This is a genomic window from Paraburkholderia sp. J11-2 (assembly GCF_905220185.1).
GTDB lineage: Bacteria > Pseudomonadota > Gammaproteobacteria > Burkholderiales > Burkholderiaceae > Paraburkholderia.
Window position 1 is genome coordinate 61,353 of record NZ_CAJMYY010000019.1, and the last position, 26,612, is coordinate 87,964.

Annotated in this window: 23 protein-coding genes; 5 read left to right on the top strand and 18 right to left on the bottom strand. The window is 61.1% G+C overall.

The features are described from left to right. Positions 1-233: 233 nt before the first annotated feature. The 3 genes from U5A57_RS25310 to U5A57_RS25320 form a co-directional block, all read right to left on the bottom strand. Positions 234-1,835 (bottom strand): peptide chain release factor 3, encoded by a 1,602-nt coding sequence (locus U5A57_RS25310; protein WP_321914366.1) that lies wholly within the window; start codon positions 1,833-1,835, stop codon positions 234-236. Positions 1,836-2,410: 575 nt separating this feature from the next. Then, positions 2,411-2,704, bottom strand: a complete 294-nt coding sequence (locus U5A57_RS25315) for an H-NS histone family protein (RefSeq protein WP_321914367.1) — start codon at positions 2,702-2,704, stop codon at positions 2,411-2,413. A 105-nt stretch (positions 2,705-2,809) separates the two neighbouring features. Beyond that, positions 2,810-3,037 carry a hypothetical protein gene (locus U5A57_RS25320; RefSeq protein ID WP_321914368.1) on the bottom strand — a complete coding sequence of 76 codons (228 nt, stop codon included), beginning with the start codon at positions 3,035-3,037 and terminating at the stop codon, positions 2,810-2,812. A gap of 132 nt (positions 3,038-3,169) precedes the next feature. On the opposite strand from U5A57_RS25320, the gene U5A57_RS25325 reads away from it, so the two are divergent. Beyond that, positions 3,170-4,684 carry a helix-turn-helix transcriptional regulator gene (locus U5A57_RS25325; RefSeq protein WP_321914369.1) on the top strand — a complete coding sequence of 505 codons (1,515 nt, stop codon included), beginning with the start codon at positions 3,170-3,172 and terminating at the stop codon, positions 4,682-4,684. Positions 4,685-5,075: 391 nt separating this feature from the next. Here the strand turns inward: U5A57_RS25325 and U5A57_RS25330 are convergent, their stop codons facing one another. Beyond that, complete coding sequence (locus U5A57_RS25330) at positions 5,076-5,675, bottom strand: BON domain-containing protein (RefSeq protein ID WP_321914370.1); 600 nt, start codon at positions 5,673-5,675, stop codon at positions 5,076-5,078. Positions 5,676-5,847: 172 nt separating this feature from the next. Here U5A57_RS25330 and U5A57_RS25335 point away from each other — a divergent pair, with 172 nt between their 5' ends. Then, the gene (locus U5A57_RS25335; protein ID WP_321914371.1) at positions 5,848-7,248 is read left to right on the top strand and encodes a GntP family permease; all 1,401 of its coding nucleotides are present in this window, start codon (positions 5,848-5,850) and stop codon (positions 7,246-7,248) included. A 133-nt stretch (positions 7,249-7,381) separates the two neighbouring features. On the opposite strand, the gene U5A57_RS25340 is transcribed toward U5A57_RS25335, so the two are convergent. After that, positions 7,382-8,170, bottom strand: a complete 789-nt coding sequence (locus U5A57_RS25340) for an Asp/Glu racemase (protein ID WP_321914372.1) — start codon at positions 8,168-8,170, stop codon at positions 7,382-7,384. Between the two features lie 85 nt (positions 8,171-8,255). Next, positions 8,256-8,603 carry a RidA family protein gene (locus U5A57_RS25345; protein ID WP_158760630.1) on the bottom strand — a complete coding sequence of 116 codons (348 nt, stop codon included), beginning with the start codon at positions 8,601-8,603 and terminating at the stop codon, positions 8,256-8,258. Between the two features lie 215 nt (positions 8,604-8,818). Here U5A57_RS25345 and U5A57_RS25350 point away from each other — a divergent pair, with 215 nt between their 5' ends. Together U5A57_RS25350 and U5A57_RS25355 are read left to right on the top strand one after the other, a co-directional pair. Further along, positions 8,819-10,060, top strand: a complete 1,242-nt coding sequence (locus U5A57_RS25350) for a D-amino acid dehydrogenase (protein ID WP_321914373.1) — start codon at positions 8,819-8,821, stop codon at positions 10,058-10,060. 370 nt (positions 10,061-10,430) lie between these two features. Then, entirely contained in the window at positions 10,431-11,075 is a 645-nt protein-coding gene (locus U5A57_RS25355) for a GntR family transcriptional regulator (protein ID WP_321914374.1), read from the top strand. A 131-nt stretch (positions 11,076-11,206) separates the two neighbouring features. Here U5A57_RS25355 and U5A57_RS25360 read toward each other — a convergent pair whose 3' ends face one another. The 7 genes from U5A57_RS25360 to U5A57_RS25390 all read right to left on the bottom strand — a co-directional run bounded on the left by U5A57_RS25360 (position 11,207) and on the right by U5A57_RS25390 (position 19,868). Next, positions 11,207-14,680 (bottom strand): indolepyruvate ferredoxin oxidoreductase family protein, encoded by a 3,474-nt coding sequence (locus U5A57_RS25360; RefSeq protein ID WP_321914375.1) that lies wholly within the window; start codon positions 14,678-14,680, stop codon positions 11,207-11,209. A gap of 168 nt (positions 14,681-14,848) precedes the next feature. Then, on the bottom strand, positions 14,849-15,568 hold the full coding sequence (locus U5A57_RS25365) for an ABC transporter ATP-binding protein (RefSeq protein ID WP_321914376.1): 720 nt from the start codon (positions 15,566-15,568) through the stop codon (positions 14,849-14,851). After that, on the bottom strand, positions 15,565-16,356 hold the full coding sequence (locus U5A57_RS25370; RefSeq protein ID WP_321914377.1) for an ABC transporter ATP-binding protein: 792 nt from the start codon (positions 16,354-16,356) through the stop codon (positions 15,565-15,567). The genes U5A57_RS25365 and U5A57_RS25370 overlap by 4 nt, the downstream gene beginning before the upstream one ends. Further along, positions 16,353-17,240 (bottom strand): branched-chain amino acid ABC transporter permease, encoded by an 888-nt coding sequence (locus U5A57_RS25375; protein ID WP_321914378.1) that lies wholly within the window; start codon positions 17,238-17,240, stop codon positions 16,353-16,355. Before U5A57_RS25375 ends, U5A57_RS25370 begins: the two co-directional genes overlap by 4 nt. Beyond that, positions 17,233-18,126 (bottom strand): branched-chain amino acid ABC transporter permease, encoded by an 894-nt coding sequence (locus tag U5A57_RS25380; RefSeq protein ID WP_321914379.1) that lies wholly within the window; start codon positions 18,124-18,126, stop codon positions 17,233-17,235. Before U5A57_RS25380 ends, U5A57_RS25375 begins: the two co-directional genes overlap by 8 nt. Before the next feature lie 45 nt (positions 18,127-18,171). Continuing rightward, entirely contained in the window at positions 18,172-19,218 is a 1,047-nt protein-coding gene (locus U5A57_RS25385; RefSeq protein ID WP_415774663.1) for an ABC transporter substrate-binding protein, read from the bottom strand. A 458-nt stretch (positions 19,219-19,676) separates the two neighbouring features. Next, on the bottom strand, positions 19,677-19,868 hold the full coding sequence (locus U5A57_RS25390; protein WP_321914381.1) for a hypothetical protein: 192 nt from the start codon (positions 19,866-19,868) through the stop codon (positions 19,677-19,679). Positions 19,869-20,317: 449 nt separating this feature from the next. Here U5A57_RS25390 and U5A57_RS25395 point away from each other — a divergent pair, with 449 nt between their 5' ends. Continuing rightward, positions 20,318-21,505 carry a DUF2235 domain-containing protein gene (locus tag U5A57_RS25395; protein ID WP_321914382.1) on the top strand — a complete coding sequence of 396 codons (1,188 nt, stop codon included), beginning with the start codon at positions 20,318-20,320 and terminating at the stop codon, positions 21,503-21,505. A gap of 39 nt (positions 21,506-21,544) precedes the next feature. On the opposite strand, the gene U5A57_RS25400 is transcribed toward U5A57_RS25395, so the two are convergent. Genes U5A57_RS25400 through U5A57_RS25420 form a run of 5 tightly spaced genes read right to left on the bottom strand, consistent with a single transcriptional unit; the run spans position 21,545 to position 26,574 of the window. Then, on the bottom strand, positions 21,545-22,264 hold the full coding sequence (locus U5A57_RS25400; protein WP_321914383.1) for an ABC transporter ATP-binding protein: 720 nt from the start codon (positions 22,262-22,264) through the stop codon (positions 21,545-21,547). Continuing rightward, positions 22,264-23,031 (bottom strand): ABC transporter ATP-binding protein, encoded by a 768-nt coding sequence (locus tag U5A57_RS25405; protein WP_321914384.1) that lies wholly within the window; start codon positions 23,029-23,031, stop codon positions 22,264-22,266. Before U5A57_RS25405 ends, U5A57_RS25400 begins: the two co-directional genes overlap by 1 nt. After that, positions 23,028-24,302 carry a branched-chain amino acid ABC transporter permease gene (locus tag U5A57_RS25410; protein ID WP_321914471.1) on the bottom strand — a complete coding sequence of 425 codons (1,275 nt, stop codon included), beginning with the start codon at positions 24,300-24,302 and terminating at the stop codon, positions 23,028-23,030. The genes U5A57_RS25405 and U5A57_RS25410 overlap by 4 nt, the downstream gene beginning before the upstream one ends. Positions 24,303-24,341: 39 nt before the next feature. After that, on the bottom strand, positions 24,342-25,289 hold the full coding sequence (locus tag U5A57_RS25415; protein ID WP_321914385.1) for a branched-chain amino acid ABC transporter permease: 948 nt from the start codon (positions 25,287-25,289) through the stop codon (positions 24,342-24,344). Positions 25,290-25,329: 40 nt separating this feature from the next. After that, positions 25,330-26,574, bottom strand: coding sequence for a branched-chain amino acid ABC transporter substrate-binding protein (locus tag U5A57_RS25420; RefSeq protein WP_321914386.1), 1,245 nt, complete (start codon positions 26,572-26,574; stop codon positions 25,330-25,332). Positions 26,575-26,612: the final 38 nt, after the last annotated feature.

The following is a 26,612-nucleotide window of genomic DNA, read 5'->3' on the forward strand; positions in this document are numbered from 1 at the left end:
ACTCCTCGTCGGTCGGACACGCGCTGGCCGTACGGGCAAGCGCCGGTTTGTCTTCGTTTATCGCTACGAGAAGAGGATAGGGCAAGCGCGCAGGCGATGCGCGTTTTTCGCCCGGCGCGTATGCGCGCAGATGCGGCGGCATGGCGTCGCACGCCCCCTGGGGCGTGCGCCACGACGATGCGCGAGAAAGGACTTCGCTGGTTTGAAAACGCGGCGCGAGCGCGCCGCGTGTTTTACATCGACTTGCGGAACGGCGCGCCCGAATGCTCGCGCAGTTCGTTGAACACGATCTTCGGCCAGGCCTTTTGCGCGACCTCGATTTCGGAGACGTGCGAGGCGAGGTATGTGGGCGCGTTCGAGGCGTCGTAGGCCATGCGGGCTTCGTACGAATCGGTGAAGCGGCGCAGCTCTGCGGGATCGTCACACGTGACCCAGCGCGAGAGGCGATAGCGCGCGGGCATCAGGCGCACGGCAACCTTGTACTCGGCCGCGAGGCGGTGCGACACCACTTCGAACTGCAGCTGGCCAACCGCGCCCAGAATCGTTGCGCCGCCGTGGATCGGGCGGAACACCTGAATCGCACCCTCTTCGCCAAGCTGCTTGAGCGCTTCGCCCAGTTGCTTCGCGCGCATCGGATCGACCACTTCGATGGTCTGGAAGATTTCCGGCGCGAAGAACGGCAGACCCGTGAATTGCAGGTCTTCGCCTTCGGTGAGCGTGTCGCCGAGACTCAGCGTGCCATGATTAGGAATACCGATGATGTCGCCAGGGTACGCCTCAGCCACGGTTTCACGGCGCTGCGACAGAAAGCTCACCACGTTGTTGGCGCGGAAGGTCTTGTTGTTGCGCGTGACCTTCAACTGCATGCCGCGCTCGAAATGCCCCGAGCACACGCGAATGAACGCCACACGGTCGCGGTGCGCGAGATCCATGTTGGCCTGCACCTTGAATACAACGCCGGTGAACTTCGTTTCTTCAGGCGAGACCGGGCGCTGCACGGCCATACGCGGCGACGGCGGCGGCGCGAGATCGACCAGCGCGTCGAGAATTTCCTTCACGCCGAAGTTGTTGATGGCCGAACCGAACAGCACCGGCGACTGCTCGCCCGCGAGGAAGGCGTCGCGATCGAACGTGGGCGTCGCCCCCGTGATCAGCTCGACTTCTTCCTTGGTGCGCTTCCAGTGATAGCCGAAACGCGCTTCACCTTCTTCTTCGCTAATGTTTTGCAGCGTTTCCACCGCTCCGCCAAGCGACTCCTGGCCTGCGCGGAACACGCGCACCTGGTCGCGCTGGATGTCGTACACGCCCTGGAATTCCTTGCCCATGCCGATGGGCCAGGTGAACGGCACGGCGGCCACGCCCAGGTGCTGCTCGATTTCGTCGAGCAGGTCGAGCGGCTCGCGCACTTCGCGGTCGAGCTTGTTGATGAACGTGAGAATGGGCGTCTTGCGGCTGCGGCAGACTTCGAGCAGCTTGAGCGTCTGCGCTTCCACGCCGTTCGCGCCGTCGATCACCATCACGGCCGCGTCCACGGCCGTCAGCACACGATAGGTATCTTCCGAGAAGTCCTCGTGGCCCGGCGTGTCGAGCAGATTGATGACGGCGTCGCCGTACTCGAACTGCATGACCGAGCTTGCGACCGAAATGCCACGCTGCTTTTCGATCTCCATCCAGTCGGAGGTCGCAAAGCGGCCGCTCTTCTTGCCTTTCACGGTACCGGCGATCTGGATCGCACCCGAAAACAGCAGCAGTTTTTCGGTGAGCGTGGTCTTGCCCGCGTCCGGGTGAGAAATGACCGCGAACGTGCGGCGGCGTCTGAGTTCGGCTACTGACATGGATAGGGCGGGTATCACTGATGAATTCGGGCAACCGGGCCGCGCAGCGGGGGTTGCGGCGAGCGCGGCGGCGCTTGCGGGCGCGTTTTCAAGTCACGCTTGCGGCGCATAGGGCGATCCTGTGCGGACCGCGACGCGCGGCAAATAGCACGAGCGATCGGGAATGTCCCGGGATGTCCGCGCAAAAAAAGCGAAAAGGCGCCGGGACCGAATGATACACGGCATTCGGCCCGCCGACTAAAGGTTTGATGGGGTTCGAACGGGTTAGACGTGCAGGCTGGCGCAGCTTTGCCAAAGGTGAGCTTTTACAGGAGCTCGATGTGAAGGCACCATCGGCGCTGTTATGCAGCCGGCACGCTCACGAGACGCCCCCCGTTTTCACGAAAATTTCCTTTCGCGTCAGGCATGCGACCGCAGCGTTGACGCTCTGGCCCTGCTCATTGCGGCACGCCGCGGCGCGCGGCACAACGTGTGAGGTGAGCTTTTTCGGGAGGCTTGAAGCGGGGCGGCACTCGCGCCGGGTGCTTCACGCACCCTGGCCTACCCGCCTGTATGGGCCCGTGAGGATCGGCCCGTTATTCCTTGATGAGAAAGCGTTCGCGGTTCTTGCCCGCCAGCCAGCCCGGCGCACGGCCACGGCCGCTCCAGGTTTCGCCGGTTTTCGGGTTCATGTAGCGGGCCGGCAGCGCTTTCTTGCGCGCGGGGCCCGCACGCCGGCTCGCGAAACCCAGTTCTTCCGCTGTGATGTCGTATTCCGCGATCTTTTCCTTGATCTCGGCGATCGCCTGGTCGATTTCCTTTTCACGCGCCGCAGCAACTTCCTTATGAAGCTTCTCCAGCTGGGCGGTCAATTGCTTGTAGCTCGGCATGAAACGTCATCTCCAGTTCGGTCACGAGACTGCCATTGTGACCGGTTTGGAGCACGAGCGACGATGAAGGGGCGCTTTTTTACAAAACTGCCGCAAACGTTGGCGTTAACGCTCGCGATGCTGCAGCGATTCGTGCGACAGACGGCTTTCGAGCGCGCGCAACGCTTCGTTGAGCCGCTTCACGCGCAGCATCTGCGAAGGAACGAGGTTCTCACTGGAAACCGATTCGAGCCGGCCGCGCCAATAAGAGAGCGGAATACGGTCGCGCCCGGAGAGCCGCCCGATGATGTGCTCGAGATGCTCAATGTCCTTTTCGAGTTGGTGATGATTCATCGCTGCCCCCGGTAATGACAAGTTTTATGGAGCGCGCGCAAATAGCGCGCACTCACTTTCATCGCATCGCCGCTTTTCCGCACGCAGCGGATAATCGGTCAGTTTGGTAATCGCGCCTTCCGGCCGCACAAAATGCACGCCGCAGCGGATTTACGGCTTTTGTTCGTACTGTCAGACCAGAATAAGGCCAGCGAGCCCGCCGATCCGTTGGATACCGCACGGAAATTCAAATGCTGCTCGTCCACGCTGACGGTTGTATCCGCATCCATATCGGAAAGCAGATTAACGGGGGGTATTGCATCTGTATATTCCTCAATTGTGGAACGTTATGCGGAGCGCATTTTGCTGCCGATAGTCTTTCACAATGCGAACTATGAGAATGGCGTGACAACAAACGAATCACAATACGATCGCCTGCTGCACCTTATTTACGACACACTCGATAATCCTTGCGCCTGGAAGGATTTCTGCGCGCAATTGCGCGAAACGATTGGCGTGGCGTCGATTCATCTGTTTGCCTTTGAACGGCAGCGCGATCTTTTTTCCTGGAGCGACGGTTTTGCCCTCTCCGGTGCGGAACCGCTGGAGCGCATTCGGCCGCTCTATCGCGACGACGCGCGCCTTGCATGGCTGCGTGCTTTCCCGGCGGGCAAGTGGCTGCATTGCGACGTGGAATTCGACTGCGCAGAAGGCGACTGTGCACCCGGCCTCGAACTCGGTCCGCTCGAGGAAGGCCATCACTGCGCGGCGCTGTGCAAACTGCTCGAACAGCACGGGCTCACGGTCATGCTCGCGTGCAGCGCGGGCGCCGAGGCCGGGCCGCTCCCGGCCGGGCACCGCGAACTGCTCGAGCGGCTCACGCCGCACCTCGTGCGCGCGGTGCGCCTTTACACGCGCCGCCTCACCTTGAACGCAGACACGCTTGCAAACCGCTCACGCCCGCCAGCCATGCTCGTGAGTGCGCTGGGCGAGGTGCTGCATAGCAACGAGCCCGCGCAGCGGCTTCTGAAAGCGACCTCGCTCGTGCGGGTGCGCGGACGGCGGCTCACGCTCGCGGCGCCCCACCACGCGCGCCTGCTCGAGGACATCGCCGTAAGCGAGGCCAGGCTGCGTAGCCGCACAAGCGGCGCGCGGGCGGCAGCGGCGCGCTTTCGCGCGTTACGCATTGTCGGCGCTGTAGAAGGCACGGTCGCGACGCTCGCACCCGACGGCGCCGCCTCAACGCACCCGCACGGCCAGACCCATGACGAGCCGGGCCATGAGCAAGCCTTGGCGAAGCCTGCTGCGAGCCAGCAGGAGGTGCTCTACGCGTTCTACAACGTGGTGACGGCCGACGACCCCTCGGCCTCGGAATTGCGCGCCTTCGCGGCGCTGACCTTTTATCACCCGCGATCCGCGCCGCTAGTCGACGAACGAGTGCTCGCCACGGCCTTCGACCTCTCGCCGGCCGAATGCCGTATCGCGCTGTTGCTCGCGGAGGGTCTCACGCAAAAGGAGATCGCCGCACACGTGGGCGTGCAGCACGACACCGTGCGCAAACAATTGCAATCGATCTTTCAGAAGACGGCGACGCGCCGCCAGCCTGACCTGCTGCGCCTTTTGCTGAATCTGCCGGCGCGTGGCACAAGCGCCGCCGCCGAGGGCTGAGCGGCGCGAGGCTTATTGAGCCTTGCGGCAAGCGAATACGAGTGTGTAGTTGCCGTTGTCGGTCGATGACGTCACGGTGTCGTAACCCGCGCCGGCGCAGCGAGCACGCGCCTGCTGCGCGCAAGAATCGCGATCGCCCGAGGCCGGGCATTGGACCTGGACCGTCGGTCGGCCGTCCGACAGGAACAGCGGCGGCCCGCTGCTGCACGCACCAAGCCCTGCGATCAAGGTCAACGCGCCTGCCACGAACGGCAATCTGCGCAAACGGAACAACGACGAACCAGGAAGAGTCATTTGGAGCACCCGATGGGCTTCTAGTTTTTCGACGTTGCGATTGTGCCATGCCGCGAGCCATGTGCGATGCATCGACGCGAGCGCACACTGTGCGCGCTCAGGGCGCACTCGAGAGCGTCTTGTAAGGCAGCGCGCCGTGCGGGTCCGAACTCACGCGCACGAAGACCTGCTCGACGTCGGCAATCGCGGCGAGCCTGCGTTCCAGCGCCGCGCTGTCGAAGCCCGCACCCACACAGCCCTCCGCATAGACAAAACGGCGCTGCACCGTGATCCAGATGCTCGTGCCCGCAAACAGGGCATCGCCTTGCAGTTGCTGACGAATCGCCGCGGCGATGTCGGCGTCGTAGAGATACGAGTTCGGCTTCGAGCACTTGTGCGCGAGCCAGCACGTCGTGCCGCGCTCCACGCGATAGTGGGCGTCGTCGTCGGCTTCGGCTTTCGTCATCAGCGGGCCAAGCGGTTGCGGACAGGCGCCGATCGCGCTAGACAGCGCAAAGAACGGGTCGTTGTACCAGTTCTTGCGTTGGGTATCCGCCGTGCCCGACGCAGGCGCCGAGGCTCCGGTTTGCGACTGCGCCGCTGCATGCGCCCAGAAGCCCGCGAAAACGCTTACGCAGGCAAGCGCCACCGCAAGCCGCGCTGTCTGCACCGCCCACGCGCGCGCCCCGCTTTCGCCTCGCATACCCATCGCACTCATCGACTGCCCCCTTATCGGCCCGTTGCGGCTCGCTCTCTTGCGCAACGATAGGACCGCACGGCCACGCTCGCAATAACGAGACACATCCATTCGCTACAATCGCTGCGACGCATCATGGCCGTGCCGCATTAAAAACCGCATCGCGCAACACGATCGATCCGCAGGAGACTCCATGTCGTTTGTTATCGTTCTCGCCGCCCTCGCGTTCCTCATGCTCGCCGCGTATCGCGGCTACAGCGTGATTCTCTTCGCGCCCATCGCCGCGCTCGGCGCGGTCCTCCTCACCGAGCCCGCCGCTGTTGCACCCGTTTTTTCCGGCATCTTCATGGAAAAGATGGTGGGCTTCGTGAAGCTCTACTTTCCCGTGTTCCTGCTCGGCGCGGTATTTGGCAAGGTGATCGAACTATCGGGATTCTCCGAAGCGATCGTGCACGCCGCCATCCGCTATATCGGCCGCTCGCGTGCCAACGCCGTGATCGTGGCCGTGTGCGCGCTGCTCACGTACGGCGGCGTTTCGCTCTTCGTGGTGGTGTTCGCCGTGTACCCGTTCGCCGCCGAACTCTATCGCCAGAGCGATATTCCCAAACGCCTGATGCCCGGCGCCATTGCGCTCGGCGCCTTTTCGTTCACGATGGATTCGCTGCCCGGCACGCCGCAGATCCAGAACATCATCCCGACCACGTTCTTCAAGACCACGGCATGGGCCGCGCCCGCGCTGGGCGTGACCGGCTCGCTTTTCATCATCGTGGTCGGCCTCTCGTACCTCGAATGGCGCCGCCGCGCCGCGATGGCGAAGGGCGAAGGCTACGGCACCTCGCTCGTGAACGAACCCGAGCACGTGAAGACCGAGCACCTGCCCAACCCGGTGCTGGCCGTTGCGCCGCTCGTGCTGGTGGGCGTGGCGAACTTCCTGCTCACACACTGGATTCCCGTCTGGTACGGCGACACCGTCACCGTGCCGCCGGAAGTGCTGCCCGGCGTTCACACGCCGGTCACCGCCACGGTCAAGCAGGTCGTGGCGATCTGGGCGGTTCAGGGTGCGCTGCTCGCCGGCATCGTGCTCGTGATCGTCACGGCGTTCGGCCGCGTGAAAAGCCGCTTTGCGGACGGCACGAAGGCGGCAGTGGCCGGGGCGCTGCTGGCCTCGATGAATACCGCATCCGAATACGGCTTCGGCGGTGTGATCGCGGCGCTGCCCGGCTTCATCGTGGTGAGCGATGCGCTCAAGAGCATCCCGAATCCACTCGTCAACGCCGCCGTTTCGGTGAGCGCGCTCGCGGGTATCACGGGGTCGGCATCGGGCGGCATGAGCATCGCGCTCGCGGCCATGTCGGATCTCTTCATCAAGAGCGCGCAGGCCGCGCATATTCCGATGGAAGTGCTGCATCGCGTGGTCGCCATGGCGAGCGGCGGCATGGACACACTGCCGCACAATGGCGCGGTCATCACGTTGCTTGCAGTCACGGGGCTCACGCACCGCCAGTCGTATCGGGACATCTTTGCGGTGACCGTGATCAAGACGTTGGCCGTCTTTTTCGTTATCGCTGTGTACTACGCGACGGGCATTGTTTGAGGTGAAGCGCTCGCAGACAGGCGCTTATCGTCGTAGAAAGGGCCGGCTAACCAGCCAGCCCTTTCAGGCGCTTCGATGAATCCGCGCCAGGTAGTTCGCGCGGTGCGTGCAAAATCGACGAAGAAAGCAACAACTACTGCTCGACGCTTTGCACCGTGAACAGCCGTCCGAACTGAGGCAGCTCGTCCTTCACGCCACCCAGCCTCAACGCGTGCCACGCCATTGCATGATTGCTGGACGTGACCGGCTTGCCGAGTTCCCGCTCAATTGCGGCGACCTCGTCTGCCAACCGGACAGAGGTGCAGGAGACAAACACCGCATCGACGTCTTCGTGCCGGCCGAGTTCGAGAACGGCATTGCGAACTGACTGTGCGTCGATTCGCGCCACCTCGTTGTCGTCGGAGTGCTCGAACGAACCCATTCGTACGATGTTCACGCCGCGAGCGATCAGGTAGTCCTTCATGGACTCGGTAATCTCGCGCACGTACGGAGTCAGGAGCGCGACCCGTCGTGCGCCCAACGAATTGAGCGCGACTCTGGCGGCTGTGATGGGTGTCGTGCATGCAGCATGGGGCCGGGACTCCCTGATTCGCTCCATGACGTGACCTTCGCCGAGCACCATCGATGCCGACGTGCAGCCAAACGCTACGACGTCAAGCCGCTCGCCAGGACGGATGACGGCAACGCCCGGAGCAATCAGGCTATCCATCTCTCTAAGCGTCGCCGGTGTGATTTCTGCCGAATTCAGAATTCGACTCTCGTAGAATCCCACGCCTTCGACGGCGAGCAGCTTGCGCCATTCGTATTCGATCGTGTGGTCGGTCGCGAGAACGACCAGACCGATTGCAGCGCGATGTGAAATCCCATCATCGAGGGTGAAGTCGAGCTTCACATAGCGCTCTGCAGTTTCAAGGGTTTCCATTCTGTGCCTGCCCCTTCAACGTTGTCCGTTCATGCTGACACCAGGTTAAGTGACGCTCGCGAGCGCTTCATTCATGCGCCACATATCAGACTGCGGCGATGACTCCGATTTCGACGGTGTATTGGGGGAACGCAAGCCTGGATTCAACGCAAGCGCGAGCAGGAGCCTCGCCTTCTGGCACCCACGCGTCCCACACCGCATTCATGTCGTTAAACGTCTTGTAGTCGGCGAGCCAGATGCTTGCAGTCAGAACTCGGGTTTTGTCCGAGCCGACCTGCTGCAGCAGGCGGTCAATCTTCGCGAGAATCTGCTCGGTCTGCCCCTTCACGTCCTGGCTCGGGTCATCGGCGACCTGTCCGGCAAGGAACGCGAAACCACCGTAGACAACGGCCTGACTCATTCGCTTGCCACTCTCGTAACGCTTGATTTGCATCGGTTCCTCCGTCTGGTCATGTGAAGTACAGCACATAGACTAGCCCACATCACACACAATTGTCGACACTTTTATCGACACATTCAGGTAAAGTCCCCAGTAATCGATAGCTCTCATTGCGTTTCTTTTTTGTTAGTAATATACATTTGTGTCGACACTTCGAGCGCGACGGCTGCTCGACGCGAAGTCATTCAACCTTTGAGACTGAGGGCATCATGAGGGTAATTGTGCTTGGCGGTGGCGTAGTCGGCGTGACCACCGCGTACCAGTTGCAAGCGGACGGGCATGACGTGACGGTCGTTGACAGGCAGCCGGTCGTCGCCGGCGAAACCAGCTGGGGTAACGCCGGCATGGTTGCGCCAGGACACTCATTCGTCTGGTCTTCACCGAAAGCGCCACTGATTTTGCTCAAGTCGCTAGTGCTCAAGGACCAGGCGCTTCGCTTCAAATTCTCTACCGATCCGAGGCTGTACAGCTGGTCATGGCGCTTCCTGATGGAGTGCAACTCAGAAAAGGCACGGCGCAATACGCTGCTCAAACATCGGCTCGCCGCCTATTCGCAGTCCGTGCTTCAGGACGTCATCAAGACTGAATCCGTGAGCTACGACCGCAATGACAGGGGAATTCTCTACTTCCATCGGAGTCAGGAGGCGCTGGACCGCGGCGTAGCGCAGATGAAGCTTCTAGAGTCGGACGGTCAAATTATCAAGGTATTGACCCGCGAGGAAGTGATCTCCCTGGACCCCTCGCTCTCGTCGGCGAAGGACGGCATTGTCGGCGCAATACATTGCCCAACAGACGAAACGGGCGACCCGGCGAAATTCACGCGTGCACTGGCGGATATTGTGGTCGCAAGAGGCGCGACGATTCTGAACAGCACGAACATCGAAGCGCTCGAGGTCTCGGGCGGAGAGATTTCCGGAGTGCGCACGGACAAGGGCATTGTGAAAGGCGATGCGTACGTGCTGGCCTTGGGCAGCTACAGCCCGACACTCGCGCGACGCATTGGTATCAATTTGCCAATCTACCCGGTCAAAGGATACTCACTCACTATCCCGATTGAAGGACATGCGCAGCCGCCCAATGTGGCGGCGGTCGACGAACACAACCTGGTTGCCATCTCGAGATTTGGGGACCGGATTCGCGTCACCGCCACCGCGGAGTTTGCCGGGTATGACACCGCACATAAGCCGTCGGACTTCGCGTTCATGAAGCGAGTCACGCAGGAACTCTATCCCGACGGTGGCAATTACGAACGCGCTGAAATGTGGGCAGGCCTGCGGCCAATGACTCCCAACAACCTGCCATTCTTTGGTCAACGCAAATATCGCAATCTGTACCTGAACACCGGTCACGGTCACATTGGATGGACGATGTCTCACGGCTCGGCGCGTATCACTGCTGACCTGATTGCGGGGCGTGTGCCGGGAATCCCGATGGAGGGTTTGGTGTCCTGATTACCCGTTGAATCTCGAATGGCTCACGCACAAGTCCAGCGTGTGTCGCCAGCATTGCGGTGTTAAATGGGATGGTGGCAGCGCGCACCATCCCGCGCCTGGAGGAGCCGCCTGGCGGCGGGCGCGCGTATTGTAGAATACAGTATTGCCTACACTTTCAGGCAGCAAGGACGGGAGACGTCCGCGTAGCATCTCACGAGCACCCCGCATGTTGACATCGGCCAATCGAAGGCGCGAGGCGCTCGGACAGAAATAGAAATGGCGTAATGCATTAGAAAGGGAACGGAAAATGGCTGGCTACACTTCGCTCATTCGTGATTCCAAGCCGCGCGTGCGGGAGACCAGCGCTCCAAAGCGAGCCGGACTCACAGTGAATGACCTCTACGAGCATTTGAAGGAGATGGCCGTCCTGTACACGATTCGGCCTGGCGAGCGGGTGAACGAACTCGAACTCTCAGAGAAGTTCGACGTGAGCCGCACGCCCCTTCGAGAGGCGCTCAACCGCCTTGTTGCGGAAAACCTGCTGACCTTTGTGCCCAACAGGGGATTTTTCATTCGGGAGCTGAATCGTCAGGACATTTTCGACCTGTTCGAACTTCGGCGCAGCATCGAAGCGTCGGCCGTACAGCTCGCCGTCGAGCGCGCCGACCCCAAAGATGTCCGTGCCTTGCGCAAGTTCTGGAAAGACGTGATGAAGAACAAGGCCGCGCAGGCTCCTGCCGCTCAACTGGTCGCACGCGACGAAGAATTTCATGTGCGGCTAGTGGCGTTATCCGGCAATAACGAAATGGTTCGCGCGCTCTATAACATCAACGCGCGCATTCATTTTGTCCGTTGGGTCGATCTCGAGCAGCGCGGCCACGATGCATTCGCGGAACACCTCGATATCCTCGACGCGATCGAGGCGCGCGACGCGAAGCGTTGCCGCGAGCTCACCGAGAAGCACATCACCTGGCGCATGGAAGAAATTGCCAAGGTCGTGGATGCAGGCGTTGTGAAGCTTTACTCGCAATAAACATCAAGACGCAGGCCAGTTTCCTGGCCTTTTCCCCACGAAGCACACCGCCTGTTTCAAAGCTTCGATGGCGGAATCGCATCACATGCCGGATTCCGTCATCGCCAGGCGCTTTGCGGTCTTCACGCGTTTCAAGCGACCTGCTTGAGTTCAATCACGGCGGACTTCGACAGTTGGGCAACGGCGTTCGTCCATTCGACGTCGACGGACTTCAGATTGCGCTCCTTGACGTGTCCGTACCCACGAATCTTCTCCACCATGCTCGCTGCGCGCACTGCGGTTTGATAATTGCGCGACGTGCCATGACGGAGAATCTCGTCGACCGTTTGCTCGTAGCGAGATATCAAGCTTCGCTCCATCCGGCGCTCGCCCGTGTAGCCAAATACGTCGAACGCCGTTCCTCGCAACACCTTCATCTTTGCGAGCATCCGGAACGCGGGCAGAATCCAGGCGCCGTATTCCTTTTTGCGCGGCTCACCGCTCAATGCGTCCTTGCGCGCGAAAAGGGGTGGAGCCAGATTGAATGCAATACGGAAGTCGCCGTCGAACTGCTGTTTGATGCTCTCGACGAACTCAGGCGAAGAATGGAGCCTTGCGACTTCATACTCGTCCTTATAGGCGAGAACCTTAAAATAACCGCTCGCTACCGCGCGGGTGATGGTCTCCTCACGCGGCATAACCGTGCGCTCCCAGTCGCGAACCTTGCCAACGAGCCTGCGAAAGCGCTCGCCGTATGCGGCATTCTGATAGTCAGTCAGGTATTTGACCTTGCGTTCGATAAACTCGTCGAGCGATGACGACATGCGCCGGGACTCGTGCACCGGCTTTGCCGTGGCGAGTACTCGTTCAGCCGAAGTGGGCGACTGAGCCGCACGGCGCCCCCACAGAAAGGCTTCCTTGTTCATCTTGACGCCCGCGCCATTAAGCTCTATGGCGGCGTTGATTGCCTCAGCGCCAATCGGGATGAGACCACGCTGATAAGCATAGCCAAGCATGAACATATTGCCCGCAATCGTGTCGCCGAAAATATCGAGGGCGTACTTCGTCGCATCGACAAACTCGACACGATCACTACCGACGGCATCCGCAATGCCCTTGCGCAGTTCCTGCGCTGGGAACGTGAGGTCGGGGTGACGCGTAAATTCGCCCGTCATCACTTCATGCGTGTTGACAAGCATGCGCGTTGCGCCCTTTCGCGTCGCGGCGAGTGTCTTTCGGCTCGCGGCCACGACCATGTCGCAACCCAGTACGGCATCGGCACCGCCTGCAGCGATACGGATAGCCTTGATAGCGCTCGGGCTCTTGCCGAACCGCAGATGCGACCATACCGAGCCGCCCTTTTGAGCAAGACCGGCCATGTCCAGAATTCCACAGCCCTTGCCTTCAAGATGCGCCGCCATGCCGAGAACCGCTCCAATGGTCACAACACCGGTGCCGCCCACACCCGTCACGATGATTGAATAGACGCCGTTCTCGACCGAAGGCAGTTCAGGTTCGACCAGTGCCGGGAACAATTCGATGTTCGGCTTAACGGTTCCAGCCTTTCGCAGACTCCCGCCAAGTACCGTGACAAAGCTCGGGCAAAAGCCGTTGTTGCATGAAAAGTCCTTGTTGCAGGCCGACTGGTCGATGGCGCGTTTGCGCCCATGCTCCGTCTCTAGCGGCACCAGCGAAACGCAGTTCGACTTCACGCCGCAGTCGCCACAGCCCTCGCAGACGAGGTCGTTGATGACCAGGCGCTTCGCCGGGTCCGGAAACTGGTTGCGCTTGCGACGGCGACGCTTCTCTGCCGCACAAGTCTGGTCGTAGACCAGCACTGTCACCCCCGCAACATCGCGAAGCTGTTCCTGAACCTTTTGTAACTCGGAGCGGTGATGGATCGTCACGCCTTGTGCCCAGCCGGCATCTGCCGGGTACTTCGACGGGTCGTCCGATACGACGGCAATGCGGCTAACGCCTTCCGAATGCACCTGCGTTGTGATGGTCATCGGACTGAGTTGACCATCGTGCCGCTGGCCACCGGTCATCGCCACCGCATCGTTGTATAGAATCTTGAACGTGATATGCGTTCCGGCAGCGACCGCCGCACGGACGGCAAGCAGTCCAGAATGAAAATACGTGCCGTCGCCCATGTTCTGGAACATGTGAGCGCGCCGGGAGAAAGGCGCCTCGCCAACCCATGCCATTCCCTCCGCACCCATTTGCGTGTAGCCCATCGTGTTGCGGTCCATCGTCTGCGCCATCCAGCTGCAGCCAATTCCGGCGTAGGCTTTGCTTCCTTCTGGAATGACCGTCGATGAGTTGTGCGGACAGCCACTGCAGAAGTAAAAACTGCGCAGCATCGCTTCGGGAGCAAACTCGACCTTGCTCAGTTCCGTCAGGAACTCGACACGTTGCGCGATGCCTTGACCTTGCGCGTACGGCACCAGCCGCTGTCCCAACGCGATAGCGATCTGCAGCGAACTCAGTGACATTTCAACCGGGAAGAGCTTCTTGCCGCTCTCGTCATGCTTCCCGATCACCACTGGCGCGTGCGGCGCGCGATACAGAATGTCCTTGATCTGGGACTCAACGAGGCTGCGCTTCTCTTCAACGACCATGAGAAGGTCAAGCCCTTCAGCGAACTTCTGGATACCCTGAGGCTCGAGAGGCCACGTGCACGCGACCTTGTAAATGACGACACCCATGGACTCGAGGTCCGCTTCGGTAACGTTCAGGTCATCGATCGCCTGCAAAAGGTCCAGATAGCTCTTGCCATGCGTCACGATGCCGAGTCGCGCACCCGGCTTGCCCAGCGTGACCCGGTCGAGCCCGTTGGCTCGAACGAACGCGCGAACGGCATCGAGCTTGTAGTTGTGAAGCCGGAATTCCTGCTCCTGTGGCGTGTCGGGATGCCGAAGGTTGAGTCCGCCCGCAGGCATTTCCACAGTGGCGGGAAATTGCGGTGTGACGCGGTCGAGGTCGACATCGATGGCTGCCGATGCGTCCGCCGTGTCTTTCACGCACTTGAGACCCACCCAGCAGCCCGAATACCTCGACATGGCCCAACCGTACAAACCGTAGTCGAGAATTTCCTGCACACCGCTCGGGCTCAGAATGGGAATCGATGCGTCGACCAACGCGAATTCCGACTGATGGCACGTGGTCGACGACTCGCATGTGTGGTCATCGCCCATGAGCAGAAGCACGCCGCCTTGCTTCGAACTTCCGGCAAGATTGGCGTGACGAAAGGCGTCGCCGCTCCGGTCGACGCCTGGGCCCTTGCCGTACCAGATGGAGAAGACGCCGTCGTACTTCCCTTCTCCGCCAACTTCGGCCTGCTGCGTGCCCCAAACCGCGGTGGCCGCCAGGTCCTCATTGACACCAGGTACGAATACGACATTGGCTGCCTTGAGAAACGGGCTTGCCTTTCCCAACTCGGCATCGTAAGTGCCAAGCGGAGATCCTCTGTACCCCGAAACGTAGCCGGCCGTGTTCAGGCCGTTGGCCTTGTCGCGCCGATGCTGCATCAAGGGAAGGCGAACGAGTGCCTGCACGCCGGTCAGGAAAATGCGCCCGCTGTCGAGGGTGTACTTGTCGTCGAGCGTTACGGTTCGTAGTGTCACAGTGTCTCCTTCGAAGCGGCATGTTCGCGGGACGGGACATCCAGGCCCACCTATCGCTCCCGATTTTGAGGAGCGTGCGCGCAACGACCATCTTGTTGTGGACTTCAGAGGCCCCTTCAACCATGCGGGCCTGCCGTGCATAGCGTCGTGCTACGAGCGGGCGAGCGATCAATGTGGCCGACCGCCCAGGTAGAGACGACGCATCTCTTCGCTTTCGAGCAGGTCGGAGGCCTTTCCTTCCAGTGCGACCTGCCCCATCGAGAGAACGTAAGTGCGATCGGAAATGCGCAACGCCTCCGTCGCATTCTGCTCCACCATCAAGACACCGATACGCTCGGTATTGCGCAGTTCGATAATTGCATCGAACACTTCGCCGAGCATTTTGGGCGACAGCCCCGCCGAAGGCTCGTCGAGCAGAAGGAAGCGAGGCTTTGGCATTAACGCACGAGCGAGAGACAGAATCTGCCGTTCGCCCCCCGACAAACTCGACGCCCGCGCCCGGAGTTTTCTTTTGAGCACCGGGTAAGCGTCGCACAACGCGTCGAGCCTCTCCCTCCTGTCTTTCTCCTGCATAAACTGCCCGCCGAGCATGAGGTTTTCCCAAACGGACAACGCGCCGAACACATTGTCCGTTTGAGGCACGAATCCGATTTCGTGTTTTCTGATCTTCTTGTGCACGGGCACCTGCCCAATATCGATATCGCCTAAGGTGACCGTGCCTTGCCGGGGCAGAAGAAACCCGGCGACCGTCTTCAGCAGCGTCGACTTACCGCAGCCGTTGGGGCCGAGGATGGTGACAATCTCCAGTTGCCGCGCGTGGATAGAGATACCGCGAAGGATGTCGACTTCGCGCGTGTAGCCAGCGACGACGTTGTTGACCGCTATCATGCGACTGCTCCCGCGACCTGGTATTGCCTGCCGGGCTTCTTGCCGAGGTAGGCCTCGACAACGCTCTCGTGCGTTTCAAGTTCCGAGGGAAGGCATTCGGCAACCGTTCTGCCCTTGTCGAGAACGATACAACGGCTGCACGTTTCGGAAATGAAGTGCATATCGTGTTCGATGATGACGAGGGTAATACCCTGACTGTTTATTCGCTTGAGCGTAGTGACGAGTTCCGCGCGCAGGTTCGGGTGAACGCCGGCCATAGGCTCGTCGAGCAACAAGAGCGAGGGCTGTTCCATCATTGCGCAAGCAATACCAAGGAGTTTCTTTTGTCCACCTGAGATGGACGCAGCGGGAAGATGGGCGACCTTTGTGAGGAGTAGCTCATCGAGAAGCTGACGCGCGCGTTCACGCGTTTCCTCCTCAAGTCGCCTTATTGCGGCGGACCGCCATAGCGTGCTGAATAGACCGTGGCTTCGCGTTGACGCAGCCATTACGACTTCTGCCACGGTCATTCGGCTTGGCATGGACGGCAACTGAAAAGTGCGGCGCACGCTTTTCGCGGCAATCTGATGAGCGGCCAGGCCACTCACGCGCTCTCCGCGAACCTCCACGACGCCGCGGTCTATGGAACAGTATCCGGTTATGACGTTCAGCACGGTACTCTTTCCGCAACCATTCGGCCCGAGCAGACCAACGATTTCGCCCTGGCGCACGTTGAAGTTAAGACCGGTCAATACCTGGTTGCCGCCAAAAGCCTTATAGACGTCTTGCAAGCGAAGCATCGTGCTCATGATACGCTCCGAATTCTTTCGGGAACCAGGCCACCCGGACGGGCAAGAAGGCACGCGAGCAGAATGACGCCGATTGTGCCGAGCCGAACCGCACCAGCGATATCGCTACTGATGTCGAGATAGTCTTTGACGAACGGCACGGCGCTGTAGATGGCTTCGACGAGCACCGCACCAAGCACCACTCCAAGGTTGTTGCCTAACCCGCCGATCATGACCATCGTCCAGATGACGAAGGTCTCCGACGCCAGCATGTAGTCTGGCCCAACGAAGCTCATATAGTGAGCGAGCAGCGAACCGCCAACAGACGCAATTGCCGCGCTCGTGACTGTCGCCTTCACCTTGAGCGGCACAAGCTGGTATCCAAGGCTCGTCGCCAACGCCGGCTCTTCACGCATCAAACGGATTGCGCGGCCGAACCGGCCACGCGTGAGCCGCATGCAAGCAAGGAACGCAATCGCCACCATCGCAAGAGCAAGCGCGAAGAACGCAAGGTCGTTCTGCGCGCCCGCGGCGGCCCGGAAGAGTTCCGGGACCCCGCTGATTCCCTGCGCACCGCCTGTGAGCCAGTTCTCGTTGAGCGCCACGGTTCTGATGAGTTCAGCGACAGCGAGAGTCGCAATCGCCCAGTAGTCCGATGCGAGATTCCGCCCTAGTCGTGCCATGGCGAATCCCACCACCATTGCGGCCACGACGCCGACCAGAATTCCGACCGCAACGGGATATCCAAGCGACGCTGTGATGGCAGAGGCATAGGCGCCCACTCCGGCGAACGCGACAAAGCCGAAGTTCAGTAGTCCAGCAAATCCTGCCTGAAGGTTCAGCCCAAGCGCGAGAAGCGCGTAAATGCAACTGAGCGTTGCTACGTGCAAGAGAAAGCTATACACGACGCACCTCCCGGTCAAAGATGCCGTACGGCTTGAACAACAGTGCGATAAGGAGTATCAGGAACGACGCCGCGCTGATATAGGTAATCGGAACATAAACGTCCGACGTTCCGAACAACCAGCCGAAGTCGAGGTTCGTGACGAGTGTTTCCGCGATTGATATCAGCAGCGCGCCGGCCGCCGCACCAAGCGGATTACCCAGTCCACCAAGAATCGCTGCGGCGAACACGGGCAGTAGCAGGTTCGTGCCAAGCCCAACGTGGACTGTCTCGGTCAGACCGAGCATGGTTCCGCCGAGTGCAGCCAGCGCTCCGCTCAGGAAGGTAATCCCGTTCACCACCCGCGAACCATCAACTCCGGTTGCGGCGGCAAGCGCCGCATTCGAAGACATCGCGCGCATTGAACGTCCAACGCCTGTCTTGAAGAGCAACACAGCCAACAGCGCTACGCAGCCAAAACCACATCCAATCGACGTGAGCTGATCGATTGAGATGGTTGTCGACCCCAGTGAGATGGGACGAGGGAGCCCCGACGAGTACCGGAACGGGCGAGACCCGGCGACGCCCAGGACGACCGCAATGCAAATCATCGAGATGGCGAGCGAGCCGATCATCGCGATTGAACTGCCTGAGCGGAGCAAGCGCTTGAATACGAGCACGTTGAGCAACACGGCAAGGATGCCCATCCCAACGCAGGAACCCAATAGTGCGAGCGCGAACGGCATGCCCACGCGAGTCAGCCCAAGCGTACCGAACGCGCCCAGCATTGCGTACTGCACATGCGCGATGTTCGGAAATTTGACCAGCGAGTACACGACGCTGAGCCCCACGGCAACCAGCATGATGTCCGAAGTGCGTATCAGGGCGTCGACGATAAATTGCAGCATGGAACTCTCCAGGAGCTACCGCGCTGCGAGGCAGCGCGGCAAAGCTTATCGGGAAACGACCTTGCTATCGAACTTCACCTTGTCGTACGGCTGTTCCTTGCGCTGACCACCCTCATCAAACGCGACCGTTCCAGTCGCGCCGCTGTAAGCGGGCATCGCCTTCATTGCCGCGCGGATTTTGGCGGGGTCGGCGCTACCGGCCTTATTGATTGCGGCCGCAGCAACCATGACGCCGTCGTATGCATAGCTACCAAAAGAGGACTTGGGAGCCTCCTTGTACCTGGCGCGATACGCTTGCTCGTACGACTTGCCGCCATCGCCGACCGAAGCGACTTCGAGGCCTTCCTGCCCCTGTGCAGCTTGCGGCAGGGTATCGCTCGTGCACATCGTCAAGTAGATGCCGTACCACTTCTGCTTGTTCAGGCCGAGTTCGTAGGCCTCGCGGTTGATCGTTGCCGCTTCCTGCCCATAGGCGCTGTACACATAAGCCTGAGGCGACGAACGGGACATCTGCTGCAATTCGCGCCGGTAGGTCGATTGCCCCTCGCTGTAGAGCACCACGGAGGACACCTTGCCGCCCAGCGATTCGAAGCGCTTCTTGAACTCGTTGGCAACGCCCTGTCCATACGAATTGTTCGGCGCAATGAACGCCACGTCCTTCAGGTTTTGCCCAAAGACATCGCCTGCTGCGAAACGTGCCGACAGGTCGTCCAGCCCGATAACGCTAAACGAGCCGTTGCCAATTTTGCGAATCTGCGGACTGGACGAGCCGATGTTGATATGAACGTCGCCCTGCTGGACCACATACTCGCCGACGGGAATCGTGATTCCCGACGAGAACTCGCCGAGCACCACTGGGACCTTGTTGACCGACACCAGCTTGCGTGCAGAACTTAGCGCGGTCGCGGCAACACCACCTGAGTCTTCGACGATCACTTGCAGCTTTTGCCCGAGCACACCGTTGTGCGCATTGACCTGCTCGACAGCAAGCTCAATTCCCCGCCGCTGGTCATCTCCAACCGAAGCGCTCGCTCCCGTCAAGGGCAGCACCGCGCCAAGCGACACCGTCTGCGCGAGCGCCCCGCCCGCCATGGAAAACAACGCGCTCGCGGCAACGCTGATGCACAGCTCTTTCGCAAACTTCATGGTGCCACCCCTTTAGTCAATGAGGAAATTAGACTACACAAGTGTCGACACTCTATAGCAAAAAAAACGGCGTCAATAGAAACATCGACACCCGGATACAACATCGCGGCAAGCCCCAGAACCTACGCACGCTCAGCGCCCGGACAACCCGGCGCTTTCGTTCCTGCCTGACCCGGGCGCTGCATGTCGCTGCCGCGACGCTCGAAAGCAACCGCACTTTCTCGGCTCAAAGTGAAATCAGACTAGCGGATTGTCTACACTTTTGTATTCTAGTTTTCCCCAGTTTCCTCCCTTGCTTCGCTCACGCTGGCATCGGCCAGGAGTGAGAGCATCGAGCCTCACGGCAACGACACCCAAATCTGATCGCCGCCTTGCGTTCGCTCGCGAAGACATTCACGCACGAGCTAGTGAGCGCCGCTCACCAGCATGAAAAGCAACGCCCCAGTCAGCACCGCTGCGAACGCCAGCAGAACGACGACGATACGTGTGCTCAGTTCGGTCTGTGCGGCGCTGCCAGTCGCGTACGCGCCTGGAAATGGGCTGATGAGGCGCTCTCGGGCGACATCGAAGGACAGAGAATTACGTTCAAAACGCATAGTTCCACTCCGATCGTCAAGAACCACCGGCTAACGAGATTCAACGAATCCCACTGCAATCTCAACGGCTGTACACCCCCGGTTGCCGGGCAAACCCGGGACTCCCTATCCGCGGACAAGGCCAATTGGCCACACATCTGTCGACACTTTTACCCGAAAAAAAATGGATGTCAACACTGGCAACGCCTGGAATGTGCACGTGGAGCGTCTGCAGGACGCCCTTAGGCCCGGTCAGTTGATTCAGCGAGTGCGCGCCCTGTCGATTCCGGTCGTACGTGCGCCAACGCACACTCCTGCACCTCGCAATCGGAGGCGCAGAAGCTATATTTGTAGGACAAACGTTCGGCACGCGCATCGCACGTCGTACAGCATTTGCGGCGCTCACGCCGGACACGTTGCTCAGGATTGCGAACAAGCTTGACGTCAAAATTGCGTGCAAGGAGCCAGCGATGTCCAAGACGATCGTCTTTTGCGCAGACGGCACGTGGAACGGACCCGAAGATCCGGCAGGAAAAGGCGATGGCGCCGCTCCTGAAGCGGCAGCGGGATGCCAGCCTGAACTGACCAATGTATGCAAGCTTTTCGCGTGGCTCGATGGGAACATGCTGCCTCCAGAAACCGTGTGGGGCGGCGCCGAGATGGAAAAGGGCCTCTTAGACGCGAATGGCCAACCGATACAAATCGCGAAATACATTCACGGGGTTGGAAATTCCCAGCAACTGATCGATAAAGTCGCGGGCGGCGCGTTCGGTGTCGGCGTCGTCGCGCGCATTGCTCGTGGCTATACCTATATTTCGCGCAACTACGAGCCGGGCGACAGCATTGTGATCGTCGGATTCAGCCGCGGCGCGTACACCGCGCGAGCCCTGGCGGGACTGATTGCCGGGCAGGGGCTGCTTCGGCCGGAACTCGCTGCCCTCGACGATCAGAATCGTTACGACACCGCGGTGGCGGCCTGGTATCGATGGAGACACGGCAACGAAACAACGTTCCAGAAGATAGCGGACGGTGTGCTGGAGTTTTTGACTATCCATAACGCCTTTTCCAACCCCAAGCCTTTGGACGCCAATTCCTTTGTGGACGCGAACATCGCCGCGGTGGCGGTTTGGGATACGGTGGGTTCGCTCGGCATCCCAATCTACTATCAGGGGTCCGCGATCGATCTGTTCCGGTTCTGCGATCTGAATCTCAGCCCGAAAATTGGCATAGGCATCCATGCGGTCTCGCTCGACGAGCAACGCAAGCCGTTCGAGCCGACATTGTGGAATCCCAACCCGAACGTGACGCAAGCGCTCTTTCCCGGCGGCCATTGCGATGTCGGCGGCGGCTATCCCGATCACGGGCTCTCCGACGGCGCCCTGCTCTGGATCGTGGACAGGTTGCAGCACGCAGACGTGGGATTGCACTTCGCCCTGCAGCCTCCCGTTGCCGTCCAATCCAATCCATTGGGCCCGCGACACCGGGAATGGGTAGCGGATCGTGGCTGGCTGGTCGCCGGAGTGGGGCCGCGGGCCTTCCCTGTGGGCATGGTCGTCAACGACACCATCCGGCAGCGTATGAACGGCCAGCCCGAGGATCTTTTTGGCGCTGTCGGTCAGCAGCCCGTTTACTCGCCGAATAACTTGCCTGCACGCTAGGCGGAATTTGCGCCGCAGAGCAACCGGTCGAAGCGCGCCCTACACTTCGAGCCATTCCTGGCGCACGCGCGCATCGGCCTTGAGCTGCTGCGGCGTCCCCTCGAACACGATCTGGCCGTGCCCCATGACGTAGACGCGCTGCGAGATATCGAGCGCAATGGCCTGCTTCTGCTCGACGAGCAGCACCGAAATGCCGCGCGCCTTCAGCGCCTTCAGGTACTCGCCCACCTGCGCGACGACGAGCGGTGCGAGCCCCTCTGTCGGTTCGTCGATGATGATGAGGTCTGGGTCGCCCATGAGCGTGCGGCACAGCGTCAGCATCTGCTGCTCGCCGCCGGAGAGCAGGCCCGCGGGCGTGTCCTCGCGCTCCTTCAGGCGCGGGAACATGCGGTACATGTCGTCGAACTGCCAGCGCGGCTTCTGGCGCGACCTGGTGCGCTTTTCGCCGAGCATCAGGTTCTGCCGCACGGTGAGCGTCGGGAAGATATCGCGGTTTTCCGGCACATAGCCGATGCCCCGGTGCGCAACCTCGAACGTGCGCAGCCCGCGCACTTCTTCGCCGCGCAGCAAAATCTGCCCCTCGCACCGCACGAGCCCCATGATGGCCTTGGCCAACGTAGAGCGGCCCACGCCGTTGCGCCCGAGCAGGGCGACGATCTCGCCCTCGCCCACCTGCATTTCGACGCCGTGCAGGATATGGCTCTTGCCATAGTACGCATGCAGGCCGCGCACCTCGAGCATGGAATTAGCGGTCGCCATCAATGTGCACCTGCGGGTTCGTCGAGCGTGGTGCCCAGATAGGCTTCCTTCACGCGGCGGTTGTTACGGATGGCTTGCGGCGTGTCCGTGGCGATCACTTCGCCGTACACGAGCACCGAGATGCGGTCGGCGAGGCCGAAGACGACGCTCATGTCGTGCTCGACCATCACCAGCGTCTTGCCGACGGTGACCCGGCGAATCAGCTCCACCGCGTGATCCGACTCGGAGCGGCTCATGCCCGCCGTGGGTTCGTCGAGCAGGATCACCTCGGCGCCGCCCGCAATCGTGATGCCGATTTCGAGCGCGCGCTGCTCGGCATAGGTGAGCAGCCCGGCAAGCGTGTCGTGCCGCCCCTGCAGACCGATCAGCTCGAGCACTTCTTCGGCGCGTTCGCGCGCGTCGCGTAATTGTTCGAGGCGATGCCAGAACGAGTACCGGTAGCCGAGCGACCACAGCACGGCGCAGCGCAAATTCTCGAACACCGACAGGCGATGAAAGATGTTCGTCACCTGAAAGCTGCGCGAGAGCCCCATGCGGTTGATCTTGTACGGCGGCAGCCCCCCGATATCGACGCCGTTCAGTTTCACCGTGCCGGAACTCGGCGCCATGCGGCCCGAGATCAGATTGAACGTCGTCGACTTGCCCGCGCCGTTGGGGCCGATCAGCGCATGGCGTTCGCCCTTCGCAATAGTCAGGTCCACACCGCGAATGATCTCCGTGCGCCCGAAATTCTTGCGGACTTCACGCAACTCCAGTGCGGCCGTCATGCGTTGCTCCCTGCGATTTCCCGTTGCACGCCATCCCACGCTTCGCGCACCCGCGCAGCCGCGAGGCGTCCCGCCTGCGCGCCCAGCGCCCACAGCACCGCCGCGACGGCCCACGGTTTCCATGAAGCGGCATCGAAGGTAAGGCCGAAGAACGCCATGGCCGTGCCGTTGTCACGATCGATCTGCACCTTGTAGACGAGTTCGACCGTCAGCACGAGCGCGCCAAGCAAAATCAGCGCAGCACCCAGCGTCGCTGCATAGGAAGGCACCATGCGATGCAGCTTGCGCGCCGCGATGAGAGGCACCTGCTTCATCAGCAGGCTCGACACGCCGCCCGGCACATACATCACCACGAGCACGAAGAACAACCCGAGGTAAAGCAGCCATGCCGGCGTGAGATTGGACAACGCCACCGCAAACAGCACGAACAAAACAGAGCCGATGATCGGCCCGAAGAAGAACGCCCCGCCGCCGATGAACGTCGCCAGCAGCACGCCGCCGGACTGCGCAGCGCCGACGTTCTCCGCCGTCACGATCTCGAAGTCGATTACCGAGAGGCCGCCCGCAATGCCCGCGAAGAACGCCGAAAGCACCATGACGAAAAAGCGTACGCGCTGCGTGTTGTAGCCGACGAATTCGGCACGCTCGGGGTTGTCGCGCACGGCGTTGGCAATGCGGCCGAGCGGCGTCTGCGTCCACGCGTACATGGCGATCATCGACACGAGGCACCACGCCGCGATCAGGTAGTACACCTGGATCGCCGGTCCATACGTGATGCCGAGCACCGCATGACCCACCGTGCGGTTGGTCGGCACACCGCCTTCGCCGCCGAAGAACCCGGGAAACATGAGCGAACTCGCCGCCACCATTTCGCCGATGCCAAGCGTGATCATCGCGAAGGTGGTGCCCGACTTGCGCGTGGTCACATAGCCGAACAGCACGCCGAACAGCATGCCGCCGAACCCGCCCGCGAGCGGCAGCAGCGAAACAGGCAACGGGAAATGGTTCGCGCCGATCTGGTTGAGCACATGCGCCGCCACGAACGCGCCGAGCCCGGAGTACACCGCGTGCCCGAACGAGAGCATGCCGGTCTGCCCGAGCAACATGTTGTACGAGAGCGCGAAGATGATCATGATGCCCATCTGCGAAAGCAGCGCGATGGCAAAGCCGCTGGAAAACACGAGCGGCAGCACCAGCATCACGAGCACCGTGGCGCCCCAAATGATCCAGCGCAGCGAATGCGCGGTTTGCCGCATTCCGTTGCGTTGCATGCCCGAACCGGCGCTGGCCTGAATGAGCGGTTTCATCGTTCAGCCCTCCCGCTTGCCGAGCAGCCCGCGCGGTCGCAGGATCATCATGAGCACCATCAGCAGGTAAGGCAGAATCGGCGCGACCTGCGATACCGGCATGCGCCACAACGACGAGAGCGCCGTGCTGTCCGTCACCGTCATGCCGACGAGCGAGAACAGATCGGAGAGCGACGCATCGATCGTGACAGCGAATGTCTGCATGATGCCGATCAGCAGCGACGCGATGAACGCGCCAGGCAGCGAGCCCATGCCGCCCACCACGGCGATCACGAACACGATTGTGCCCACCGACTCGGCCATCGAAGGCGAAGTGACGAACGCGTTGCCGCCAATCACGCCGGCGAGGCCCGCCAGCGCGGCGCCGCCGCCGAACACCAGCATGAACACGCGCTGCACGTTGTGCCCGAGTGCCTCGACCATTTCCGGGTGCGTGAGCGACGCCTGAATGACGAGGCCGATGCGCGTGCGCGTCAACACCAGATACAGCGCCGCGAGCATTGCAATCGAGATCAGCATCATGAAGGCGCGATACTTCGGAAATTCCGACGTGTACACCTTGAACAGCGCCCCGTTCAGTTCGGGCGGAACGGCGTACGGCACGGCGGCGAGACCCCAGACCAGCTTCACACCCTCCACGATCAGATACGACAGGCCGAAGGTGAACAGCAACTCCGCCACGTGCCCGTATTTGTGCACAGTACGCAAGCCGAACCGCTCGACGAGCGCGCCGACACACGCCACGAGCACGGGCGCCGCCACCAGCGCAGGCCAGAAACCGATCTTGCTGGCAATGGTGTAGGCGAAGTAGGCCCCGAGCATGTAAAAGCTGGCGTGCGCGAAGTTGAGCACGCCCATCATGCTGAAAATCAGCGTGAGGCCCGATGAGAGCATGAACAGCAGCAGCCCGTAGCCGATGCCGTTCAACAGAGAGATGGTCAGGAATTCCACTGCCCGATGATCCTTGTGAAGTGTCGTAGCGAGAGCACGCTCAGCCCGGGCGCTTCATCTGGCAAGTGGTCGGCTGCGTTGCCGCGGTCGGCCCAAGCTGGACGTCGGTGCGCCAGCCATAGCCGGTGTTCTCCTGGTCGTACTTTACCGTTTTGCCGTCCGCCTTGGTCCATGTCGCGATCACGAGCGACTGCTGCGCCTGGTGATCGGCCGCGCGCATCGTCGCGGGGCCGTTCATGCCGTCGACTGTCATGCCCTCCAAGGCTTTGGCCACCTTGACGGGATCGGTCGACTTCGTCGCGTTCATCGCCTTGCTCAGCATTTCGATGGCGGCATAGGCAGTCGCCAGGTAGTAGTCGTCGTTGTACTTCTTCTTGTAACCCTCGATGATCTGGCCGACCACCGGGGGGTTGTTCGTGTTGTTCGGGCCGAACACGCCCACGTATTTCACGTGGTCGGCGCCGGACGCGCCCATGGCCGTCGGCACGCCGGTCGTGCCCGCGTAATAGGTATAGAAGTTGGACGTCACGCCCGCGTCCTTGCTGGCCTTCACGAGCAGCGCGAGGTCGCTGCCCCAGTTGCCCGTGATCACCGTGTCTGCGCCGGACGCCTTGATCTTGGTGGCATAAGGCGAGAAGTCCTTCACGCGCGCGAGCGGATGAAAGTCGTCGCCGACGATCACGATATCGGGGCGCTTGCTCTTCAGGTCCTCGCGCGCCACGCGCGAGACGTCGTGACCAAACGAGTAGTCCTGATTGATGAGGTAGACCTTCTTGATGTCCTTGTCGCGCGCGAGAAACGTGGTGAGCGCATCCATCTTCATGTCGGCGTTCGCGTCGAAGCGGAAGTGCCAGTAGTCACAGCGTGCGTTGGTCATGGCCGGGTCCACCGCGGCGTAGTTCAGGTAGACGATTTCCTTGCCCGGATTGCGCGAGTTGTACTTGGCGACCGCGTCTTCCAGCGCGAGGCCCACCGACGAACCATTACCCTGCACGATATAGCGAATGCCCTGATCGGCGGCCTGGTTCAGCAGCGTCAGGCTTTCCTGCGGCGAAAGCTTGTTGTCGAATCCCACGACCTCGAACTTCGTGCCGTTTGCCCAGTTATGCTCGTTGGCGAAATCGGCCGTGTATTGCCAGCTGTGCAGCTGATTCGTGCCGAGCGATGCCATCAAGCCGGACAGCGGATCGATGAAGGCAATCTTGACCGTCTCCGCTTGCGCGGCCCCGGCTGCCAACGCTGACGATACAACCGCACCAACCACCAACGAGCGCAACATCCTCATGGACTGTCTCCTTTGTTTGGGCATTTCTTATCGTGCGT

Bases quoted from the DNA above. Each gene is read 5' to 3' on its own strand.
- U5A57_RS25310 (WP_321914366.1), bottom strand. From the start codon at position 1,835: ATGTCAGTAGCCGAACTCAGACGCCGCCGCACGTTCGCGGTCATTTCT.
- U5A57_RS25315 (WP_321914367.1), bottom strand. From the start codon at position 2,704: ATGCCGAGCTACAAGCAATTGACCGCCCAGCTGGAGAAGCTTCATAAG.
- U5A57_RS25320 (WP_321914368.1), bottom strand. From the start codon at position 3,037: ATGAATCATCACCAACTCGAAAAGGACATTGAGCATCTCGAGCACATC.
- U5A57_RS25325 (WP_321914369.1), top strand. From the start codon at position 3,170: ATGCACGCCGCAGCGGATTTACGGCTTTTGTTCGTACTGTCAGACCAG.
- U5A57_RS25330 (WP_321914370.1), bottom strand. From the start codon at position 5,675: ATGAGTGCGATGGGTATGCGAGGCGAAAGCGGGGCGCGCGCGTGGGCG.
- U5A57_RS25335 (WP_321914371.1), top strand. From the start codon at position 5,848: ATGTCGTTTGTTATCGTTCTCGCCGCCCTCGCGTTCCTCATGCTCGCC.
- U5A57_RS25340 (WP_321914372.1), bottom strand. From the start codon at position 8,170: ATGGAAACCCTTGAAACTGCAGAGCGCTATGTGAAGCTCGACTTCACC.
- U5A57_RS25345 (WP_158760630.1), bottom strand. From the start codon at position 8,603: ATGCAAATCAAGCGTTACGAGAGTGGCAAGCGAATGAGTCAGGCCGTT.
- U5A57_RS25350 (WP_321914373.1), top strand. From the start codon at position 8,819: ATGAGGGTAATTGTGCTTGGCGGTGGCGTAGTCGGCGTGACCACCGCG.
- U5A57_RS25365 (WP_321914376.1), bottom strand. From the start codon at position 15,568: ATGATAGCGGTCAACAACGTCGTCGCTGGCTACACGCGCGAAGTCGAC.
- U5A57_RS25370 (WP_321914377.1), bottom strand. From the start codon at position 16,356: ATGAGCACGATGCTTCGCTTGCAAGACGTCTATAAGGCTTTTGGCGGC.
- U5A57_RS25380 (WP_321914379.1), bottom strand. From the start codon at position 18,126: ATGCTGCAATTTATCGTCGACGCCCTGATACGCACTTCGGACATCATG.
- U5A57_RS25385 (WP_415774663.1), bottom strand. From the start codon at position 19,218: ATGGCGGGCGGGGCGCTCGCGCAGACGGTGTCGCTTGGCGCGGTGCTG.
- U5A57_RS25390 (WP_321914381.1), bottom strand. From the start codon at position 19,868: ATGCGTTTTGAACGTAATTCTCTGTCCTTCGATGTCGCCCGAGAGCGC.
- U5A57_RS25395 (WP_321914382.1), top strand. From the start codon at position 20,318: ATGTCCAAGACGATCGTCTTTTGCGCAGACGGCACGTGGAACGGACCC.
- U5A57_RS25400 (WP_321914383.1), bottom strand. From the start codon at position 22,264: ATGGCGACCGCTAATTCCATGCTCGAGGTGCGCGGCCTGCATGCGTAC.
- U5A57_RS25405 (WP_321914384.1), bottom strand. From the start codon at position 23,031: ATGACGGCCGCACTGGAGTTGCGTGAAGTCCGCAAGAATTTCGGGCGC.
- U5A57_RS25410 (WP_321914471.1), bottom strand. From the start codon at position 24,302: ATGCAACGCAACGGAATGCGGCAAACCGCGCATTCGCTGCGCTGGATC.
- U5A57_RS25420 (WP_321914386.1), bottom strand. From the start codon at position 26,574: ATGAGGATGTTGCGCTCGTTGGTGGTTGGTGCGGTTGTATCGTCAGCG.